Consider the following 18431-nt stretch of genomic DNA (forward strand, 5'->3'; position numbering starts at 1 on the left):
CCCAGCCCTTTAGCTGCTCCACGTCCTTAACTCGGTTAAGGAGAGCCAGAACCTCTCCTTAACCGCCTTAATACTTTGATCTTTTAAGCAAATAACCCCACCTAAATTACTACTTCAATCAAAAATAGTGCCAATTTTCCCCACTAGACTTCTACTACTCAATCGTCAGCTATTCAGAGCAACTGTTCCTAGGATTCCACTCTGTTTATAGCCCACTTTCTGTATGTTTTTAGCCGGTCTAACCTATCTTACACGAGGTCCAAATAAAGTTAGCAAGCGCTAGCTCTCCAGGTTTTCGATCATCATGACCGTTATTTTCTTACTAGCGATTAATAACGCTGAAATAGTATATGATTCAACAAGTTAAGAGCTTTCTGATATTGCTTGATAGTAGTCATGATGATCGTTTTTCCATTTTGTACGATTAGCCCAAATTCGTATAACCTTCTGATTTCAAATGAAAATTGATCTCTTTCTAACTAGATTGATTCCGAGATAGTAATCAGGATAATAGTGATCAGAATGATTACTATATAAATGTTAGTCATATAGAGAGTCGTACCACATGGGGTTCTCAAGTAAATTAGAAGATGAACTTAATCGTTTTCACTGTGAAGTCCAGCATTTTCGAGAATCAGTTGATAGCAAAACCGGTCAAAGGCTGGAGGGGATGTTTAATAGGATTCATGATCATTTAAGCAGACTCGATGAACTGACTTCCTCAATGAGCGAAGATGACAAGTTTTCCGCAAGTAAAATTGTTGACTTAGAAGGCGACCTAGAAGCAAGGAAGGCAAGAATAATTTCCTTAGAAGAGCAGTTGGCTCAATGTAAAAGCGAGCTTTTACAGGAGCAAAGGAGACTTAGGATAACTCTTCAAGAGAAGTCGGAGTTGAAGGAAGAGTTGAGTGTCTTTCACTCAAAAAGTCCAAAAAAGAGAAAGCCCAAGAGAAACGTTAAGAAAAAAACTCATCTAAGCCTGCAAAGAATAAGGCTATGGCGGAAGCCTTAAAGGCTGCCGGGGTAACAACTGACTAACAATTCGCTGCTGAGGGACAGTCTACTATATGCTCCTTTTGTGTGGCTCGCTGCACTCGTATTCTCACACAAAACGGTGCATATAGTAGACTGCCCCAGAGTTCGGCATTAAGCACAATGCAAACTAGAATCGAGAGCGAATCATAAATTGTTTTTCTTCCCCTATAGATTAGACCTGCCATACAAGCAAAGGTTAAAGCTAGCCGGTTCTCCATTTTTTACCTTGTTGTTTGGAGTTGCGTGCGTATTCATATTCATTATGCAAGCTTATAGCGATCGGCAATATGAAAAACGGACTTTGAACTACTGTCAGTATGAGCTAACCCAAGAAGTAATTCCGGTACTAAAAAAGCTATCACCAGAAGGTCTAGTTGTTGGTTGTACAGATTTTATGTTCGAATGGGACATAAATTCAGACAACAAGAGCTTTGATTACTTTGCTTATAAGGCCCAAATCACTCCTTCAGAGCAGAAGTTACTCACAGATGAGTTGAAGCGTTTTAATGCTATCGTTTTAAATGATCCGCTAACCGTAGAGTGGTGGCATGACCCGCTTAATTCAGAAGTGAGCCAGTACATTACATCATCCTTTTTACATGCAGATTGGGAGCACTTGTTCTTCAACTTGGTGTTCTTTTTCGCCTTTTCGCTAGTAATAGAACAACTACTAGGGAGTGCAATCTATCTTCTTTTCTTTACGCTCTGTTGTATTGCGACTGGTATTTCCTACGAATCAAACCTGTTTGGAGTTTATAGCCATCTTCCGACACTAGGGCTTTCCGGTGTCGTTATGGGATTAATGACATTAACAGCATGCATCTATCCGTTTAAAAGAATGGCTGTATTTGTTTGGTTTCTTATAGTTCTCACGACGGTAAGAGTTCCTGTTATTTTACTAGTGAGCTTTTACGTTCTATCAGACATCTATGGCATTGCGTATCTTATAGGAGAAAATAACGTTAATTATGTTGCTCACTTGGCAGGCTCCGCAATGGGCATAGCTTTTGCGCTTCTTGTCTGCCTCTATAATCATGTGTTTCGCAGCAAAGAAAGTGCTGCTAAATCCGAATGCGAAGGAGGTGCTTAACAAGTTGCTCAAGTACACTCCGCCGCAAAGGGCGCGGCCTCCGCGGGACAGTCTACACTACGTTTCGGCTGCCCCTTAGCAAAGCGTTATAGCTCAGTTGGAGCAAGCAATGCTTGATTTAGATGAAAGTTACTTCAAACTAGAAAACCTCCCTAATGAGGTGGATATTCATACGCTAAAGGAAGAAGAGCATCGAAAAGCTTTTTTGGAAACATTCTCTTTATTTTTGTTTGCAAACGAGCCTCTTTTCGAGAAAGCTGAAAAGGTTGAGGTTGAATCTAAAGAGCCTATTAATTGGGAATTCAATCGCACCTCATGGAGGCTAAGTCTAACCCGGCTTGCTGAAATGTCTTACGATTCATGGAACGATGAGGTAATCATAGATGTCGACGGAAAAACCAAAATCCTTTTTGTTATGGACAACCCGTATTACGCAAAGCTATAACAAACTACTCAAAGTTCAGCCGCTGCGCGGCTTGGACCTTCGTTCCGGCGCGCTGCGCCTCTACTTCGGCCCTTTAGTAGGGCGTTAGGGAGCTTATGAAACTATTGCTCGCGTTCATATCAGCAGCGGCATCTCCTGCCTTACTAATGGTCATATGGTATCTGTACGAGCAATTTCAGATATTTGAGGTGGATGATCCATATATCTGGGTTCGCACAGGAAATTTTGCTGTGATTTGCTTCTTTGTGTCTGGTGCATTTGTGTTGTTACTCGGGCTACCTGCCTATTTTCTTTTGCGTAAGTTTCGGTTGGTTCGCTGGTGGTCGACTTTGGTTGTTGGTTTTTCTTTGGCTGCAATCCCAATGGCAATTTTCACATGGCCTCTGAAGTATCCTGAGCTTAAAACAAGCGCTTCCGTAAACGGTGTGCAAACAATGGTAGATGGTGTGCCCACAGTAGCTGGCTGGCTTCAGTTTACGCAGGGAGTGCTTTTTCTTGGGGTGTGCGGCCTCGTGGGCGCATTAGCATTCTGGCTGACCGCCCCTAACAAGTTTAGGCAAGGGACGCAGTAAACTGCGCCCCAGCTAAAAGCGTTATGTGTAAACCATGATTGACCGAGAATCTAGAAATAAACTTGCTGAGCTTATTCGTCACTTGGTTGCTGGCATAATTACAAATGACGAGTTTGAAGATGCTTTACCTCAGTCAAAAGATGATGCTGTATGGGAGGTTTTTCATCACGGGGTTTGGTGTCTGTACAGCGATATGAAAGAGTATAAACTTAGAGGCAAAGAGGCACTTTCCAATGAAGAGCGGTCTGTTGTAGCGCGTTGGATTCTTTTCCTAAAGTCAGATATTGAGTATAAGTGGCCCTCTGCTCGTTTCAGAGACAGATTTCTTAACTCAATCAGTTTCGGAGCTTTCGGGCAAAGCACTCTCGAAAAGTGGCAAGAACATAGTGAGTTGGCATATTGGCCTTTCACTGATATCGCTCAGTACAACAAGGCAAAACTGGGTAAAGGGTATCTCGGTGCCAAAAATACATAACAAATCAATCAACTTCGCGCCTACGGCGACGGACAGCTTGCTCTACGCTTCGCTTCGTTCCAGCTGCCGGTTATTGAGGCGTTAAGTGGCAGTGGAAGTTATGAGTGACTATCAGATAAATGTAATAAGGCAGGTATGGGTTCTGTTGATATTCTACCCATTCATATCTGCTTTCTATTACGCTAATTCGAAGTCATTCTTACAGTCAGCACATGGAATAATCGCGCTTATTGGCTTTGCTTATGCAGTGGTGGCCTGTGAATTTACTGATTTTGGCCCGCCAGACTATTGGTACTGGCCAATATACTTTTGTTTCATGCTTTCTTTTGCTTCTATTGTGTACTCTCTAAAAGCATTCAAAGGTAAAAAGTATATTCATGTAATTCATGGGGTCACAATTATCGCTAACCTACTTACTACATTTGTTGCATTAATGGCTGTTGCCCATGACTGGATCTAAAGCACTTAACAAGTGCCGGCACAATCGCGCACTTCGTGCGCTGGACTCGCAACAAGTTGCTCGCCTGTGCGGCAGCCGTTATACGCAATCACTATGAAGATACTTAAATTTCTGGCAATATGCCTACTTTGTTTTTCCATCTTTAATGGAGCTGGAGCTCGGGCAGAGGAAAAACCTGAATGCAATGATGAGTATAAAGTTGCAATAAGTAAGGCTAGTAGGTTACAGCAAAGCAATGAGTGGGAAGAATCCAGATCTCAATTGATTATTGCTGAGAGCAGCAATTATTGCTTTAGTGTTATCGATAAGTATTCGGTCTTCTTTCTGTGGTCCAACTACTATTTAGCGTCCGATACAAATGCATCGGTTGATAAGGTAATTGAGTACAGCTTGAAAAACCTTGGTTTAGCCGTAGATAATGGAAACATTGATCCTGCATTTGCTTGCGCAACGATCATATTTAAGCTTAAAAAGCCTGAAATCTTAGATGCTAATGCTAAGTACAAAGAAATGTGCATCAAGCGTCTTTCAAAAGGCGTATAACAAGGCGGCGTTGTCGCCGCTGAAAAGCGCGGCTGGGACGGCTACGCTGTCGCTTCACCGCCCCAAATCTTGTCGTTAACTTTACGAGAAAGCTATGAGCTACGACTTAAATTTCTGGAATGAACCAGCAGGCTTTAAAGCAGAGCCTCTGGAGGTTTATCGCAGTCTCTCAGGTGGCGTACCTGTTAACGGCCTTAGTCAGATTGATATTGATAGCTTTTATAAAAGGATTATTCAAGAGTTTCCTGGCACTGAAGAAAGAAATGGATTTCTTGATTGGGAAGGTGAAAGCAACTCTTTTCAAGTATCTTCAAGTGCACAGCATGTAAGAATTGATTGTTATGGTGAGCCTGGAGAATGGATGAACGTATTCATAGATATTGGCAAAGAGTTTGGGTGCCTATTATATGATCCACAAACCAATGAGCGGTTTACGGGATAAAAAGTTAACAAGCGCGTCACTTAGGACGCTCGCAAGCTCGCGCCTATTACGTGGGCGTTATGTGGTTACTGGAGTTTGAGAAATGATAATTAACAATTATGTACTGATTAAAAGAGATAATGCCAATATTGGCTGTTTCAAAAAGAGTATTGAAATGCCATGCGTGCCTCCAATCGGAACCAGGGTCTTGTTTAACAAAGCTATAGGCAGTTTATCCTTCATAGTGGAAACGATCACTTATTCAGAGGACTCTGCGGAGTTTAGTTTGCATTTTGAGTTAGACGTTAGTGAAGAAGAAGTTCGCACAGAGCTGCCTTTAAATGACAGTCATTTCCCTAAGCGCCTTATAAAACTGGGTTTTGAGCTTGAGTGGCTTGAAGAGGGCTACGAAGATCTAATAACCACATAACAAATTGTTCAAGCAGACAGCTAACGTTTGGCAATTTTGGTTTGGTTGGGTTTAGTGATTACGGTGGCTTTGTTTGAGTGTAGTGGTAGTTAGCTGCTGCTTGACAATGCGTTAAATGACAACACATAAAGTAACATGAAGTTAGTTATCCCTGTAGTTTTGATATTTTTGGGCGTTGCTATGTGCCTTTGGGGTGGCATGGAATTACTACAAGTTGAAGAATTTACTGGTAACAAATATACATCTGAAGGCAGAGATTCACACTCTGGGTTAATTGCAGTGTTAATCGGCCTTGCCACATTGGGCTATGGCTTGTTCGAGCTTCACTTAAAACGTGGCACTAAAAAGTAGATGAGAGCTAAATTGATAGTTCAGCCATTTAACAAGTCGGTGTTGTCGCCGCGAAAGACGCGGCTGGGACAGTCTACGCTTCGCTTCGGCTGCCCCAAACCTCAGCGTTATGTGTAAGGAGAGCTGAGAGTGCGAATTATTTTTCTGGTGGCTTTATTCTTTCCTTGCTGGAGCTTGGCAGCAGAAACGATCAACTGCAATTTTGATAAATTTCATCAAGTAAATCATGAAGTACCCGAAATGACAGGGTATGCTGCCATCGACCAAAGCCTTGAAATTGTTACAGGTAAAACCTCAGATAAAACTTTAAAACTAGATGGCAAGAAACGAGGCGCAAATAGTATCAACTGGGTACTGCTTGAGCGCAAAGGGTGGGAAACGTACTCAACCACTTATGCTGGTGATTTCGGCGAGCTACTCACCATAGAACATAAGCTGGGCGAAAATTCACAAGGCTTAAATGGCTGGTACAAAGCATCGCTTGTTAGTTCACGAATAGTTACCACACATACATCTCTTGGTAAGTGCTTAATAAAGTGAAACACATAACAAGCAAAGTCAGCATCGCCCTGCGGGCTGGACGCGCTAACGCGCGCCGCTGCTTTGGGCGTTATACCAACCAAATGAGGCCTTCCTAGATCGATGTTGAAATTAAGTGATAGCCTTGAAAGTTTAATTGATAATGAAGTGCCTCCTATAGTAATCGCTCTATTGGCTAGCCATGAGATGATTGAAAAGGATGATCTGAGTATCTACGACGTGATGTCTGATGATGTGCAGTCAGAGATAAGGTCTTTAGCTAAGACTTACGAAGAGACAGGGGAAGTCATTCTTGTTGGTGGAGGTGGGCCTTTCGATCATACTGAGCTGGCTAAAAATATCGTATCTTTCTTTCAAAGTAAGAATGTACAGTTTTAGCGCATGGTATAACAAGGCAATGGTGCGTCGCAGCTACACTACGGCCGCACATCGCGGCGTTATGTGTAGGCGCAGACGGATGAAAGGGAAAATTAATGTACGGTAAGGGTTACATTTATGGTCTTGGAATCGCTATCATCTTATGGCTTGTTATCTGGCAGATAGATAAGCGCTATTACAAAAGGAAACATGAGTTGCTGAGAAAGCAGCTATAGAAAAAGAAAGCGCGATCGGGCGAATCTGTCGAAGAAGATTCGTCCAGGACTGAGGATTCAGACAAATGAGTATGGCTACACATAACAAGTGGCGGCAATACGCAGCCTTTGGCTGCCGGACTCAGCACTGTGTGCTTCGCCGTTGCGCCAGGCGTTAAGTGCAGGAAGAATATGAAGAAAATTTCAGGCTCGACATTTTATTTTAAAAAGCTATTCCCCTCCGTGTGGTTTGGGTTTCTGGTTTTTTTTATCATTACAGCGGCATTGTTAGGTGCAATGGCTAAGTCTTTCATGTTCGTTGTTGTCCCTGCTTTTATGATGGTGTTTGGTTTCTTGTTCTTTAAGAAGTCGCTTTGGGATTTGGCTGATGAGGTCTACGACGAAGGAGATTCGTTAATGTTCCGAAAAGGGGATAAAGAACAAAGGGTGTACTTAAAATACATCATCAATATTAGTCATACTCAAATGCAGGCACCAGAAAAGGCTGTACTTCACTTGCGGAAAGAAGGAGCAATTGGCAAAGAGCTGGCATTTAATCCTCCCATGCGCTTTAATATGTTCACTAAAAATCCGATGGTGAATGATATTATTAAGCGGGTAGATCGTGCTAAAAGCACTTAACAATCCGCAGCAATCGCTCCCGTTGGTCGCTGGGACAGCCAAAACGCTGCGCTTATTTGTCTGCCCCTGTGCGGGGCGTTATGGCTATAAGGCTGCATCGTATGAGTAGGCGAATTTCTATTTTTCTAATAGCTTTGTTTTTCTTGTCCATTAACACTGCGGCCACTGTTTATAAGTCGCCCAAAACCTATGGGGTTTTCAGTGAGAACACGGAGTTCATGTCGAGGATCATCCCTGCGTGGCCTGTAGACGATAAATATAAGCCCTATGCTAAAGCTGAGATATATCAACTTAATGGTAATACTTATGAACTTAAAAGGACTTTTCACCTGCTAAATGAGGTTTCCCCACAATCAGCTTACTTAAGCAATGAGGGGGTGCTAGTTACTATGCTAGACTGGGCAAACCCTTTTGCGGGTCATGATCTCGTTATCTATTCTGTTACTGGTAAAGTTTCATTTGAGTTCTCTGGGCTCAATTTCTTCAGTGAGTCAGAGCTAAAGAAAATTCAAGATGTGGGCTCCGATGTTTTAAATGGCCCGCGCCCCTGGATATGCTGGCAAGATGAACCATTTCAATTTGAAAATGAAGTTTTTGAATTTACTGATTCCACGGGCCGTTATATATCGATTGATGTAAACACCGGAAAACACACTACTGAATCATCGGGCATAAAATGTAGCGAGTAAAAGCCATAACATGTAAAGGCACCCGACATCAAAACCGCCGCTTCGCTTTGGTTTTGTCGCAGGTGCTTTAAGCGTTATGTAACTCAGGAGAGTTCATTTGAAATTTATAATGATATACGGCCCTTCAGGAATCGGGAAAGAGAGTGTTGGGCGTGAGCTTGCTAAAAGGAATGGCTGGCATGTTTTTCCACAACATTTAGCTTTTGATGTTGCATGCGCTGTTATAGGCTTCGGTAACGATGGTTTTGAGGTATATCAACGTAAAATTTGTTTAGATGCTTTTAAAGCCTTTTATGAAAAAAATGTTAAAGGTGTTGTTTTTACTTTTTGCTATGCTCACCCTTTCAGTAATTACTTTGTTGAAGGCCTCTTAGACTTTCTCAATCAGTTTGGAATAGATTCAAAATTTGTGCGACTATCTTGTGAATACGAAGAACATGTGCTGAGAATTACCAATCCAGGTCGCCAAAACACAAATAAAATCCAATCAAAAGAGTCTCTGGACGATTATTTAGAAAGGTTCAATTTCTCAATTGATATACCAAATGTGGAAACATTCCACATAGATAATACAGCAATGGGCATTGAAGTATCGGCAATAGAAATTGAGAGAAATATCGTTACATAACAAGAAAATTACATCGGACTAAAAACGCTTGGCTTTGGTTCGTTTCACTCACAAGGTACAGCGAAGTATTTTTAGCTGTTTATTTAAGCGTTATTGTGGCGGTCGGTTTTATTGATTTTTCGTAGTGAGTAGAGATTTAGTGCTACTAAAAAGCACCCGGTATTGAGAATTTTACTGATTGCTATTCGAGCAGTTTCGCTTCTAGAGTGTTCGCTCAGGTGCTGTAAAGAGGTGCAGCCCGGTGCAATTTCGCGGATTGCCAGTAAGATAGGAATTTGTTGGGGAAAGTGCGGTATTCTTTCCTCATAAATATTGGGCAGTGGCCAACCAAACGGTGGCTGGCAAAGTACTGGTAGTCGGTTCCGGGCGCGCCAGCCATAACCAGGCTAGGCAAGCTCGCCCAACCCCTTCGGAGCTGGATTGGACAGCCTACGCTTTACTTCGGCTGCCCTTGCTAGCGGCGTTAATGCGATAATTGGTTTCGTTGAAATATAAAGAGAAGACTATGAAACAATTTAGTATCCAAATTATTCTGCTTTTTTTTATCCTCATTATGAGTAACAGAAACTATGGTCAAGATGAGTTATCGGTCCTCGAAGGGCCCCACCTTGGCCAACAACCACCAGGCTTGATACCTAAACTATTCGCACCCGGTATTATTTCAACTGAAAATCTTGAAATTGAAGGTGTCTTTGCTCCTGGCATGAATGAGTTCTATTTTACTCGGCAGGTTAAAGGCAACGAAGTTAAAACCCACGCCTTTCAATATGAAGATGGTGTGTGGAAAAAGTTTATGGATGAGCCCCGCTCGGGTGAAGTTTTCATATCGACTGACGGCAATACGATGTATCTGGGTAACAAATATAGAGAGAGAACAGCATCAGGATGGTCGGAAGTCAAAAGCTTAGGACCAATTTTCGAAGAGTTTCCTATTATGCGCCTTACCGCTTCAGAGGATGATACTTATATTTTTGATGAACGAGACGAAATCGGGACCATCCGATACTCCCGATTGATTGATGGGAAACGTGAGGAGCCGAAGGTGCTTAGCAATGAATTTAATACAGGAAAACAAACAGGTCATCCCTACATTTCACCAGATAAAAGTTACATAATCTGGGATAGCATAAGGGAAGATGGGTACGGAAATGCAGATTTATACATAAGTTTTCAGCAAGAAGATGACTCGTGGGGCCCTGCTATTAATATGGGCGAGGATATAAATACTGAGCATGAGGATAGATATGGCAGTGTTACGTCGGATGGAAAGTATTTCTTCTTTCACAGAATTGAGTGGCAGGAAGGGAAAATAGAAAGGGCCAACATTTACTGGGTCGATGCACAGATTATCGAAGATATCTCGCCCAAGCATTAACAATGCGCAAGCATAGGGACGACCAACGCTATGCATATTTTGTGCGGTCGCTACGCTCCCATTATTGCACAAAATATGCATAGCATTGCCCGCCCCTGTTGCGGGCGTTCAGACTGTAGAAAAACTAAATTATACTTGTGAGAGATTAAGGTTGATCAAATATCGATAAAAAAATCGTGATCCTACATGAAATCTGGCTGAGTTTTCACTGACAAAGACTCAATTTTTTACGTACAACCATAATATGAAAAGTGGGGTGAGTTTTTCTACACCCTCGTTATACATAATGAGAAGGTTATGGGTTTTAAAATATCTGGAGCACTAAATTTTCTTTGCGCCTTTTATTTTCTTGCTATCTGGGCAATTCTATTACTTGTTGCCCAACCAAAGGCACTAAGCACATACGAAGCGGCAAAGGGTAGCTTGATCTATGTACTTACAGAGGAAGGTTCAGAGTTTTTTTATTTGAGTATTGCATCAATGCTTGTTTGTTTTGTATGTGGCGTATTTCTCTTCCTAAGAAAATACCCTGAACAAACAATGTATGTTATAGGCTCTCATGCTCTAATAGGTTTTTATTTTTATGACTGGTCGTCAGCATTATCTATTGGCCTGCCATTGTTATTCTTTAATAAGGTGCGAGTAAATGCATAACAAGGCCATCAATCAACGTCACTTTGTGGCTGGACAGCCTAAAGCGCGCTTCACGCATGGCTGCCGGTTATGGCGGTATTAAGTGAATATGAGATATCTGATAGTTCTGCTCCTAATTTTTCCGCTACAAGCTAGTGCCGTCGAAGCGTTTATCTCGTATTGCAAGTACGAAGACTCTATTCTGGGTATTATGTATCCCCAAAAAACGGGCTCAAGCACCTACTACTTATTTGAGTTGAAAGATGGCGAGTATGTTGATCTTGGTAGCGGTGACGCTGGAGGCGACTATTTTCAAAGTGGTATTGCGGCAAACAGGGAAGAAGGCGAGGCACTTTTAGCCAGATCGAAACACCTCGTAAGCTATTTCAAGGGCAAGGCATTTAAACTAGTTTCGCTGCCCGATGACCATACAAAAATAAAACTGGAAGCCACCAATGTTTGTGCCATACCGTAAAAATCACTTAACAAATTGTGCAAGCGGGACAAAGTGCTGCGCACTTCGCCCCTTCGCCCTTCGCCCCTTCGCCCCTTCGCCCCTTCGCAAGGCGTTATAATTTTAGTGAGGTTATATGGAAATAGATAAGGCAGCTGATAGCCCCTCTGAAAGCGACAGTTGGGTTGAAAGTATCTGGATATTTCTTGGCTCTAGAAAATATAGGGATATCAGTATCTGACAATGAAGGCGTGATTTGTGAAAGATTTATATCTCATTTTAATCACTTGATGAGCTCAGGAATGATATTAAACTCAGGCGGTAGAAAATCTACCAGATAGTTTTGGGGTAGGTATCGGGCTTAATCAGCATTTAACATATTGGGATTGTTCCGAACAAAAATAATCTCGCTCTAGATTTACTGGACCGCCTATCCATGGGCGATTCGCACGGGCAAGAGCTATTAAAAGAATCAATACGACAAATTCAGATCGCAGAGCCTTCATTTAAATCAAAAGATATTGAGCGTTGGAAAAAAGAAAGGAAGATTTCCGAAGGCAAAGAGAAGCTGTTTACCCAGTTTTCCATAGACGCGGAGTTAACTGCGCCATAACAACACAAAGCAGCCGATGTCTTACCTTATGCATTTTTTTGCACAGTTGCTGCACCCCCTTTTTTGTGCGAAAAGCACTCAAACCAAGCTGCCTTGATTCCGGTATTAGAAAACAATTGGAATAAAATAGAATATGAAAATTGCTATATCAGGTTCACACTGCACAGGAAAGACAACTATTTTAGACGATCTCGGTGGTTCGCTTGATAACTTTGAAATTATAGAGGAGCCATACATTCTGCTTGAAGAGAAGGGACATGTATTCAGCGACTCACCAAGTGAAGATGATTTTATATCTCAGCTAGACTACTCCATTGAATTGATAACAAGTAGTCAGAACAATAGATTGTTTGAACGTTGCCCATTAGATTTCGTCGCTTATATAAATACTATAAATAATAACTCGGTATCACTAGAAGAATACCGCGAACAAATTCTAGAAGCGATGGAGCTAATCGACATTGTCATTTTTGTCCCGGTGGAAAACCCTGATAGAATTAGATGTCCTGAATCGGAAAATCCAGAACTGAGAAAAGAAGTCGATATTCAACTTCAAGATCTAATATATGAACTTGAAGATTCTAGTGGCTTTCGAGTTATTGAGATTAGGGGAAATCCCAAAGAAAGAATCGAGCAAATTACGTCATTTTTAGACTCAATCTGAATTTTTCTAACAGGTCGTTCCTGCTGACCCAAATCCGCCGCCGCTTCGCGCCCCTGGATTCGGTCAGCTGAACTTAGCGTTAGATTGAAGACAAAGAGGTCCAGTATGGAAAATCAAGTCAAGCTAGGTAAATATGCTGTTCGTTTTGGAATTATCTATTTGTTATTGTTGGTAGTCATGGCAATAGTGTTGAGCATTCTTGAAATTGACTCAAATTCAGGCGCAACAATGGGGGCACTCATGGGTTCGGCTATGGCGACAGCAATAAAATTTGTTCAGGATAATAAGCGTCCACCAACTAAATCAGAGAAGAATAGACTTGCCTTAATATCGCTACTAGCATCTTGGATAGTATCATTGTTACTGATGAGCATATTACTTTTGGCGGGTAGCCAGGGTGCTGAAATACTAGAATCTATAAAATCAGCAAATCTAATGATCATCATCGCTATAGTTGTAGTACTGTCACTTATTTACTTTCTCGCCCTATCATTTTCCTATGGTTACTTAGTAAAAAAACAGTATGAAGCAATGCTTAAGCAAGGAAAAATCTAATAAGTCAATCAATGTCACCTTATCGCTGGATCGTAATAGCATGGCTTCGCCATATTGAGGCATTATGACGCATACGCACTATGAGAGATAAATTCGGTGGTACAACCCTGGCTATAGCAGGCTTCTTGCTATGCATACTAACTGTCATAGATTCAATTGATGGTAGCTATACTTATGTAAGTAAAATGAATGGTATCATCGAAATCACACTCACCCATGGTGCTCTAAATTTCTTTTTTAGTCTTTTTGTTCAGGTTTTCATTAGTTTGGCTGTGGCTGCACTTGGCTTAGGTATCTACTTTAAACCCAAGTTTTAGCCTCATAATAGAGCCATCAACCACCGTTCGCATGTGAGCTGGACGGTCACTGCATTGCTTTAGCTGTGCTTTATCGCTACGCTAGCAGAACTAAACTAACTCCGTTCCCGACGGTTATAGGTGCTCATGAGGCTACTCATCATCTTATTACTATCCTTACCTGCAATATGTATCGCAGACACTAAGGTTATGTTTTCTTGTGAGCCCATTGAAGGTGAGACGAGTTTCCGGGTAAAAGGTTACTTTTATGAAACAGCCCAAGGCGACAATATCGGTATGGCTCATAGCTATGCCATATTTGGAGAGTTCGAAGCTATAGAAGGTTGTCGCGCCCCTTGGTATGAGAAGTTCCCACTTAGTGGATCAACAAGTGTTAAATTCATGCTCCACTGGCGAGAATACATGCCAGATTGCATGCAGAGATTCATGATCCCTCAGGTTTCCACTACCGGCCACATGTGGGTTTCTAGAAAAGGGGAGATGAATACAAAAAGCAGAACTATTCGGGCCAATTGTCATGTCAGTAAAATTACGGAGTAAGGACCAAAAAATTTACGCAATCGGGACAAAATGATGCGCACCTCGCCCCCTCGCAAGGCGTTGGGTGAATACACGAGGGAAGAATGAAACTATACCCAAAAACGGAAAACCGCTTCAGCTATCCGGCGACAAAATTTATGGTCGATCAGGTACTGCTGTCGGAAGAATTAAAGGGGAAAAGATGTTTGCCCCTAATGGACGTTATGTCGAAACTATTGTAAATGATCGCCTCATTTTTCGTTCGACTCATAGTGCATCTATATACAGCCATTTCGTATCAGTAAATCGTGCTGGCCCAGCTGCTTGGGATGATGAGTCAACCATACCAGATTAAACATTAATTTATGAGGCAAGTACAACTACCTATTTCTTACTAGTTATTTTCATAGCTTTAGTTGCTTCAATTATCAAAGGCTGGCAGAAAGGCTAAACACATAACAAACAGCAACCGGAACAGAACAGCCGCTCAAAAAATATGCGGGCTAGGCGAGCTATGCTTCAATTCGAACTCTCTTTTACAGATCTTTAGGCGTAGATAGTTACGCTAACACCATTTACATACCTATTTAACAATATGATAATAAAATGAAGAAATTGCTCTTTTTTACAATTGCTTCTTTTTCACAACTATTTTACTAAGCTATGATGCGACCTCAATCGCGAGGTCCGATCCTAAAAAAGTAAACTTTGACACATACAATCTAAAAATTTTCGTTGGGGACGCTTGCTTTCCTATAACCCGATATAAATATATAGTTAGGTTCGAGAAAGCCGCATATCCCAATATTTCGATATAAAATAAATAAGGCCAACCCCTATCTTTAGAAGCAAGATCCATATATAGAAAATACAAGGCATCTAACTATGAAGTTCACCAATGCACGAAATATCCAAATCATAGCTTTTCTGCTGTTGGCGCTAGTAGTTACACAGGCACTCTTTACCATGCTGTATGTTGCAGAGATTAACCCCTCACGGCAACTTTTCTGGGGGCTGGAGGGCTTGCTATTTACCATTCTTTCAGCTTTTGCTGGAGCGGCCATGGTGCAGACTAAAAACCACTATGTAGGGTGGTCCGCTATTGCATTCAGCTCTGTATTCAATGTGGTGCAAGTTAGCATTGGCGCCACTATGTTTATGCCATTTCGGGAGGTCGCTAGCCAATTAGAGGCGCTTGGAGCTGCAGCGGGGGCCGTTGTGGCTTTTTCATTTATGATCTATTACGCGGCGAAATTTTTGCTGGGCTTTGCTGCTCTTATTTTTGGAGTTGCCAAAATGAATGGGAACTCCAAAGTGCTGGGAGGTTTGACTGCCTCAGTTGGCGTTATTGCAATGTTTGCTAATGCTATTTCGATTACGTTTGGACGTGATTCGTATTTACCCTCATCTGTTGCTGGAGCATCGGGTGTTCTTGCAACCTTACTCTTGGCGATTTGTCTTTTGACTATTGCCCGAGAGGACTAATATACGAAATTCAATCTAACAATCAAGTCAAGCGTGACTTCACAACAGATTGCTCGGCCGCCCATTTAAGACGTTATAGAAAGAGACCTTTATAGTGGATGAACTAATATATAGTAGAGAAGAGATCCTGTCGGTTCTTAGAGATATCAATGAATTCGTGGTCTCACTGGATCAAATGAATAAAGTACACCACGATTTTGGTGAAGAGGCATGGAAGGACGAAATTATTGATTACTTTCAGAGTGCAAGAGTAAGTGATAGGCTAGCGCAAGTACGCTCGATGCTTTCAAAACCGTTTCCGAGTGAGATTGGACCCGATGACATGGATGAGCTGGAGAGAGAAAAGCAGAGGGTACAGTATTGGACTTTTAAGGAGTACCTGGTAAAGAAAAATAGCAAAGGGTAGCGTAGATTCGACTACACTCCCCCGGCAAAGAACAACTCACCCTACTTTTCAGAAGCCGCTTATCTAAAGTATTAAATTTCGGCAAGGTATTTGGCTATTAATATATATAAGAAAATCATTCCCAGCCGATCATAGGCTTTCCTAAGGAGCCATCTACAAAAAAGAAGGACATGCTCGTAATGATATTCTCAAGTAGCATCGTTACACTTTACAAGACTAGTCAACGCCACCTACTATGAGGGTTGGATCTCCATTCTTGGGCTTCGAAGGCTTAAATTAAAAATTTGCCTCTTCACGGAGCTCAAAATTATTGTGTTAAACGACATGAATAAAATCCGAAGAAAAACCCTAACCAAAATTACTTTAATTATTTTCCTAACAGGCATAGCCTTCTATATGTCAATTGTATTTAGGTAGAATAAACCTGTAAGTTACATTAGGAAAAATCAATTTCGAGCTTTCCCAACAGATAACTTATTAGTAGATGAACTAAAATTATTTGGGCGAGATGAATTGCCAGTCTTTATTTATATTTCCTCTGCTACAGGTGATCCTGTGGTACTGGAAGCTTCTGTTAAATATGATGACTCCGAGTATTATAGATTGATCAGATACAGATCAGGAGTTTATTCAAATGGGAAGAAATATGCCTTCGTTGAGGAGGGTAAAGGTGGTTGGTTTTCTTTGGACGGAACAATGGTTTCAAATCCTGGCTGGTACACGGGTAGGATAAAACCAGTGAGCTATGAAGTAAGAATGGGCAATTTATATTTCGTAAGGTAAATGCTTACCAAACAAAGGCACTCGACATCAAAAGTACCACTTCGAACCTCTCCACTATTCAATTGTTACACACCCATCTGTAACTTTGCCTTACCACCCTTTCTTTCTGTAAAGTAATGGTTATTTATCATACGAGGGTTATCAGTGCGAAAGGAATTCTCTAAGGCTTGGCGAAGTCCGAGTTATTGCGGCATAGAGCTTTTTCACGCCTACTTCCATAAGTTTTCCTTTGCCAAGCATTGGCATGATGAACTCGCTATTGGAATCTTCCTTTCTGGCGTAGAAAAGCTCGATTATCGCGGTGAAACAGTGACTATTCCTCAGGGAACCCTTGCTGCGCTTAATCCAGGGGAGATTCATACCGGTTTTTCCGGAAGTGACTCCGGTTGGTACTATCGTATGTTTTACTTTGACACGGCGCTCATTGAGGAAACCCTCAGAGAGCACACTCAATTCAACCAAACACCAGTACCATTTTTGAAAGGGCCACTATTAGATGATCCCGAGCTTTTTCAGCTCCTTTACAAGCTACATAGCAGTCTTGAAATGAACGCCTTATCCCTTTCAACAGACTCTCTACTCACACTGGCGATTAGCCAGCTCTTTGCCCGTCACGGCGACCAAAAGATCTACCCGAAGCCATCCTCTAACAAACAGGGAGTCTTGAAGGCCCGTGCTTATTTACAGGAAAACTGGCAAAGAAATGTGACACTGGATGAGTTGTGCCAATTAACTGGCATGAGTCGATATCAGCTAATTCGTAGTTTTAATGCCCAGTTTGGCGTTCCTCCACATCAATTCCTAATCCTCCTAAAAACCCAAAGGGCCCGCGCATTATTTCGTGCGGGAGCCCAGGTGGCCGAGGTGGCTATCGACTGTGGATTTTTTGATCAGAGCCACTTGAGTCGAAATTTCAGGCGTGCATTCGGTATCACACCTGCTCGCTACTTGAAGTCTGCTCAGCGCAATTTTGTACAAGATCCTTCCTTCTACTCTCTCTAAGCTCACCTATCTCTGGGAAAACAAAGCGCACCGTTAAACAGTGTGAGCTACTTCTCATAGCGATATCTCTTCTATGACATGAGTAATATATATGAGCTTAGAGTTTCTATTAGCCTGGTTGGCAGTAATGTTCCCATTAATTTTTAGCCCAGGACCTGCCAATATCACCTTTGCTGCAGCCGGAGCCAGCTTGGGTATTCGTCGCTCCTTACCTTTACTGGCAGGCATAGACATTGTATTTCTAATGAAGGCCTTATTGGTTGGCTTCGGATTTATGAGCTGGCTAATTCACTACCCTATGGTAATGACCATCTTACAGTGGACTGGTGCCATCTACTTAATTTACCTTGCTTACGTTTTTATAAAGCCTAATAAAGAGCCTGGAAAAACTGCCACCAAATCGGTAAGTATTTGGCAGGGAATGCTAATTCAAAGTATGAATATTAAAGCTTGGATGATAGTAATTACTATGTTCTCTGTGTTCGCACCAAAGCAAGAGGAGAGCAATGAAAGCAGTGTTATCACCTTGATTATTATGATCACCATACTCAACTTTGTGACACATTTCTCATGGATTGCTTTTGGTCGGACCTTATCGAAAGCACTTATCAGCGATAAAAATAGAAATCTGCAAAACAAGCTTTTTGCACTCAGTCTGCTTCTTGTCGCTGTGTGGTTAATTGCTGATAACCCAACTGCTATTAGCCTAAATGCTGTATGACTTGGAACCTT

At 41.8% G+C, this 18431-nt stretch carries 29 protein-coding genes; all 29 read left to right on the forward strand.

The genetic code is table 11. The features are described 5' to 3' along the window. Positions 1-565 precede the first annotated feature (565 nt). The 29 genes from ACJJI3_RS09515 to ACJJI3_RS09655 all read left to right on the forward strand — a co-directional run bounded on the left by ACJJI3_RS09515 (position 566) and on the right by ACJJI3_RS09655 (position 18420). Positions 566-1012 (forward strand): hypothetical protein, encoded by a 447-nt coding sequence (locus tag ACJJI3_RS09515; RefSeq protein WP_444942262.1) that lies wholly within the window; start codon positions 566-568, stop codon positions 1010-1012. Positions 1013-1297: 285 nt separating this feature from the next. Beyond that, positions 1298-2125, forward strand: coding sequence for a rhomboid family intramembrane serine protease (locus tag ACJJI3_RS09520; protein WP_444942263.1), 828 nt, complete (start codon positions 1298-1300; stop codon positions 2123-2125). Between the two features lie 109 nt (positions 2126-2234). Continuing rightward, complete coding sequence (locus tag ACJJI3_RS09525) at positions 2235-2570, forward strand: hypothetical protein (RefSeq protein ID WP_444942264.1); 336 nt, start codon at positions 2235-2237, stop codon at positions 2568-2570. A 95-nt stretch (positions 2571-2665) separates the two neighbouring features. Further along, a complete protein-coding gene (locus tag ACJJI3_RS09530) occupies positions 2666-3142 on the forward strand; it encodes a hypothetical protein (RefSeq protein WP_444942265.1) in 477 nt (158 codons plus the stop codon). A 34-nt stretch (positions 3143-3176) separates the two neighbouring features. Further along, positions 3177-3617 carry a hypothetical protein gene (locus tag ACJJI3_RS09535; protein ID WP_444942266.1) on the forward strand — a complete coding sequence of 147 codons (441 nt, stop codon included), beginning with the start codon at positions 3177-3179 and terminating at the stop codon, positions 3615-3617. Positions 3618-3702: 85 nt separating this feature from the next. Next, positions 3703-4077 carry a hypothetical protein gene (locus tag ACJJI3_RS09540; RefSeq protein ID WP_444905581.1) on the forward strand — a complete coding sequence of 125 codons (375 nt, stop codon included), beginning with the start codon at positions 3703-3705 and terminating at the stop codon, positions 4075-4077. A 93-nt stretch (positions 4078-4170) separates the two neighbouring features. Beyond that, the gene (locus ACJJI3_RS09545) at positions 4171-4620 is read left to right on the forward strand and encodes a hypothetical protein (protein WP_444942267.1); all 450 of its coding nucleotides are present in this window, start codon (positions 4171-4173) and stop codon (positions 4618-4620) included. A 94-nt stretch (positions 4621-4714) separates the two neighbouring features. Continuing rightward, positions 4715-5062, forward strand: a complete 348-nt coding sequence (locus tag ACJJI3_RS09550) for a hypothetical protein (protein WP_444942268.1) — start codon at positions 4715-4717, stop codon at positions 5060-5062. A gap of 82 nt (positions 5063-5144) precedes the next feature. Then, positions 5145-5471 (forward strand): hypothetical protein, encoded by a 327-nt coding sequence (locus ACJJI3_RS09555; RefSeq protein ID WP_444942269.1) that lies wholly within the window; start codon positions 5145-5147, stop codon positions 5469-5471. Positions 5472-5606: 135 nt separating this feature from the next. Further along, positions 5607-5822, forward strand: a complete 216-nt coding sequence (locus ACJJI3_RS09560) for a hypothetical protein (protein ID WP_444942270.1) — start codon at positions 5607-5609, stop codon at positions 5820-5822. A gap of 129 nt (positions 5823-5951) precedes the next feature. Further along, the gene (locus tag ACJJI3_RS09565) at positions 5952-6362 is read left to right on the forward strand and encodes a hypothetical protein (RefSeq protein ID WP_444942271.1); all 411 of its coding nucleotides are present in this window, start codon (positions 5952-5954) and stop codon (positions 6360-6362) included. Between the two features lie 102 nt (positions 6363-6464). Continuing rightward, the gene (locus ACJJI3_RS09570) at positions 6465-6740 is read left to right on the forward strand and encodes a hypothetical protein (protein ID WP_444942272.1); all 276 of its coding nucleotides are present in this window, start codon (positions 6465-6467) and stop codon (positions 6738-6740) included. A gap of 386 nt (positions 6741-7126) precedes the next feature. After that, positions 7127-7576 (forward strand): hypothetical protein, encoded by a 450-nt coding sequence (locus ACJJI3_RS09575; protein ID WP_444942273.1) that lies wholly within the window; start codon positions 7127-7129, stop codon positions 7574-7576. Between the two features lie 101 nt (positions 7577-7677). Beyond that, positions 7678-8265, forward strand: a complete 588-nt coding sequence (locus tag ACJJI3_RS09580) for a hypothetical protein (protein ID WP_444942274.1) — start codon at positions 7678-7680, stop codon at positions 8263-8265. 97 nt (positions 8266-8362) lie between these two features. Beyond that, positions 8363-8893 carry a DEAD/DEAH box helicase family protein gene (locus ACJJI3_RS09585; RefSeq protein ID WP_444942275.1) on the forward strand — a complete coding sequence of 177 codons (531 nt, stop codon included), beginning with the start codon at positions 8363-8365 and terminating at the stop codon, positions 8891-8893. Between the two features lie 505 nt (positions 8894-9398). Next, complete coding sequence (locus tag ACJJI3_RS09590; protein WP_444942276.1) at positions 9399-10268, forward strand: hypothetical protein; 870 nt, start codon at positions 9399-9401, stop codon at positions 10266-10268. 297 nt (positions 10269-10565) lie between these two features. Further along, entirely contained in the window at positions 10566-10922 is a 357-nt protein-coding gene (locus tag ACJJI3_RS09595; protein WP_444942277.1) for a hypothetical protein, read from the forward strand. 82 nt (positions 10923-11004) lie between these two features. Further along, positions 11005-11376 carry a hypothetical protein gene (locus tag ACJJI3_RS09600; RefSeq protein WP_444942278.1) on the forward strand — a complete coding sequence of 124 codons (372 nt, stop codon included), beginning with the start codon at positions 11005-11007 and terminating at the stop codon, positions 11374-11376. 415 nt (positions 11377-11791) lie between these two features. Next, a complete protein-coding gene (locus ACJJI3_RS09605; RefSeq protein WP_444942279.1) occupies positions 11792-11968 on the forward strand; it encodes a hypothetical protein in 177 nt (58 codons plus the stop codon). Positions 11969-12101: 133 nt separating this feature from the next. Then, positions 12102-12632 carry an AAA family ATPase gene (locus tag ACJJI3_RS09610; RefSeq protein WP_444942280.1) on the forward strand — a complete coding sequence of 177 codons (531 nt, stop codon included), beginning with the start codon at positions 12102-12104 and terminating at the stop codon, positions 12630-12632. 105 nt (positions 12633-12737) lie between these two features. Next, complete coding sequence (locus ACJJI3_RS09615) at positions 12738-13187, forward strand: ABZJ_00895 family protein (RefSeq protein WP_444942281.1); 450 nt, start codon at positions 12738-12740, stop codon at positions 13185-13187. Between the two features lie 80 nt (positions 13188-13267). Next, positions 13268-13504 carry a hypothetical protein gene (locus ACJJI3_RS09620; protein WP_444942282.1) on the forward strand — a complete coding sequence of 79 codons (237 nt, stop codon included), beginning with the start codon at positions 13268-13270 and terminating at the stop codon, positions 13502-13504. 189 nt (positions 13505-13693) lie between these two features. Then, complete coding sequence (locus ACJJI3_RS09625) at positions 13694-14044, forward strand: hypothetical protein (protein ID WP_444942283.1); 351 nt, start codon at positions 13694-13696, stop codon at positions 14042-14044. A gap of 83 nt (positions 14045-14127) precedes the next feature. After that, positions 14128-14265 (forward strand): hypothetical protein, encoded by a 138-nt coding sequence (locus tag ACJJI3_RS09630; RefSeq protein WP_444942284.1) that lies wholly within the window; start codon positions 14128-14130, stop codon positions 14263-14265. A 643-nt stretch (positions 14266-14908) separates the two neighbouring features. Next, a complete protein-coding gene (locus ACJJI3_RS09635) occupies positions 14909-15508 on the forward strand; it encodes a thiamine biosynthesis protein ThiC (protein ID WP_444942285.1) in 600 nt (199 codons plus the stop codon). 94 nt (positions 15509-15602) lie between these two features. Further along, positions 15603-15914 carry a hypothetical protein gene (locus ACJJI3_RS09640; protein WP_444942286.1) on the forward strand — a complete coding sequence of 104 codons (312 nt, stop codon included), beginning with the start codon at positions 15603-15605 and terminating at the stop codon, positions 15912-15914. Positions 15915-16427: 513 nt separating this feature from the next. Then, positions 16428-16697 carry a hypothetical protein gene (locus ACJJI3_RS09645; RefSeq protein ID WP_444942287.1) on the forward strand — a complete coding sequence of 90 codons (270 nt, stop codon included), beginning with the start codon at positions 16428-16430 and terminating at the stop codon, positions 16695-16697. A gap of 144 nt (positions 16698-16841) precedes the next feature. Further along, positions 16842-17699 (forward strand): AraC family ligand binding domain-containing protein, encoded by an 858-nt coding sequence (locus tag ACJJI3_RS09650; protein ID WP_444942288.1) that lies wholly within the window; start codon positions 16842-16844, stop codon positions 17697-17699. Between the two features lie 91 nt (positions 17700-17790). Beyond that, positions 17791-18420 (forward strand): LysE family translocator, encoded by a 630-nt coding sequence (locus tag ACJJI3_RS09655; RefSeq protein ID WP_444916557.1) that lies wholly within the window; start codon positions 17791-17793, stop codon positions 18418-18420. The last annotated feature ends 11 nt before the right edge of the window (positions 18421-18431 follow it).

Source organism: Microbulbifer maximicatervae (SeqCode) (genome assembly GCF_052466985.1).

Excerpts from the sequence above, each read along its gene's own strand:
- ACJJI3_RS09515 (WP_444942262.1), top strand. The coding sequence starts at position 566 with ATGGGGTTCTCAAGTAAATTAGAAGATGAACTTAATCGTTTTCACTGT.
- ACJJI3_RS09520 (WP_444942263.1), top strand. The coding sequence starts at position 1,298 with ATGCAAGCTTATAGCGATCGGCAATATGAAAAACGGACTTTGAACTAC.
- ACJJI3_RS09525 (WP_444942264.1), top strand. The coding sequence starts at position 2,235 with ATGCTTGATTTAGATGAAAGTTACTTCAAACTAGAAAACCTCCCTAAT.
- ACJJI3_RS09530 (WP_444942265.1), top strand. The coding sequence starts at position 2,666 with ATGAAACTATTGCTCGCGTTCATATCAGCAGCGGCATCTCCTGCCTTA.
- ACJJI3_RS09535 (WP_444942266.1), top strand. The coding sequence starts at position 3,177 with ATGATTGACCGAGAATCTAGAAATAAACTTGCTGAGCTTATTCGTCAC.
- ACJJI3_RS09545 (WP_444942267.1), top strand. The coding sequence starts at position 4,171 with ATGAAGATACTTAAATTTCTGGCAATATGCCTACTTTGTTTTTCCATC.
- ACJJI3_RS09550 (WP_444942268.1), top strand. The coding sequence starts at position 4,715 with ATGAGCTACGACTTAAATTTCTGGAATGAACCAGCAGGCTTTAAAGCA.
- ACJJI3_RS09555 (WP_444942269.1), top strand. The coding sequence starts at position 5,145 with ATGATAATTAACAATTATGTACTGATTAAAAGAGATAATGCCAATATT.
- ACJJI3_RS09560 (WP_444942270.1), top strand. The coding sequence starts at position 5,607 with ATGAAGTTAGTTATCCCTGTAGTTTTGATATTTTTGGGCGTTGCTATG.
- ACJJI3_RS09570 (WP_444942272.1), top strand. The coding sequence starts at position 6,465 with ATGTTGAAATTAAGTGATAGCCTTGAAAGTTTAATTGATAATGAAGTG.
- ACJJI3_RS09575 (WP_444942273.1), top strand. The coding sequence starts at position 7,127 with ATGAAGAAAATTTCAGGCTCGACATTTTATTTTAAAAAGCTATTCCCC.
- ACJJI3_RS09580 (WP_444942274.1), top strand. The coding sequence starts at position 7,678 with ATGAGTAGGCGAATTTCTATTTTTCTAATAGCTTTGTTTTTCTTGTCC.
- ACJJI3_RS09590 (WP_444942276.1), top strand. The coding sequence starts at position 9,399 with ATGAAACAATTTAGTATCCAAATTATTCTGCTTTTTTTTATCCTCATT.
- ACJJI3_RS09595 (WP_444942277.1), top strand. The coding sequence starts at position 10,566 with ATGGGTTTTAAAATATCTGGAGCACTAAATTTTCTTTGCGCCTTTTAT.
- ACJJI3_RS09605 (WP_444942279.1), top strand. The coding sequence starts at position 11,792 with ATGGGCGATTCGCACGGGCAAGAGCTATTAAAAGAATCAATACGACAA.
- ACJJI3_RS09610 (WP_444942280.1), top strand. The coding sequence starts at position 12,102 with ATGAAAATTGCTATATCAGGTTCACACTGCACAGGAAAGACAACTATT.
- ACJJI3_RS09615 (WP_444942281.1), top strand. The coding sequence starts at position 12,738 with ATGGAAAATCAAGTCAAGCTAGGTAAATATGCTGTTCGTTTTGGAATT.
- ACJJI3_RS09620 (WP_444942282.1), top strand. The coding sequence starts at position 13,268 with ATGAGAGATAAATTCGGTGGTACAACCCTGGCTATAGCAGGCTTCTTG.
- ACJJI3_RS09625 (WP_444942283.1), top strand. The coding sequence starts at position 13,694 with ATGTTTTCTTGTGAGCCCATTGAAGGTGAGACGAGTTTCCGGGTAAAA.
- ACJJI3_RS09630 (WP_444942284.1), top strand. The coding sequence starts at position 14,128 with ATGAAACTATACCCAAAAACGGAAAACCGCTTCAGCTATCCGGCGACA.
- ACJJI3_RS09635 (WP_444942285.1), top strand. The coding sequence starts at position 14,909 with ATGAAGTTCACCAATGCACGAAATATCCAAATCATAGCTTTTCTGCTG.
- ACJJI3_RS09655 (WP_444916557.1), top strand. The coding sequence starts at position 17,791 with ATGAGCTTAGAGTTTCTATTAGCCTGGTTGGCAGTAATGTTCCCATTA.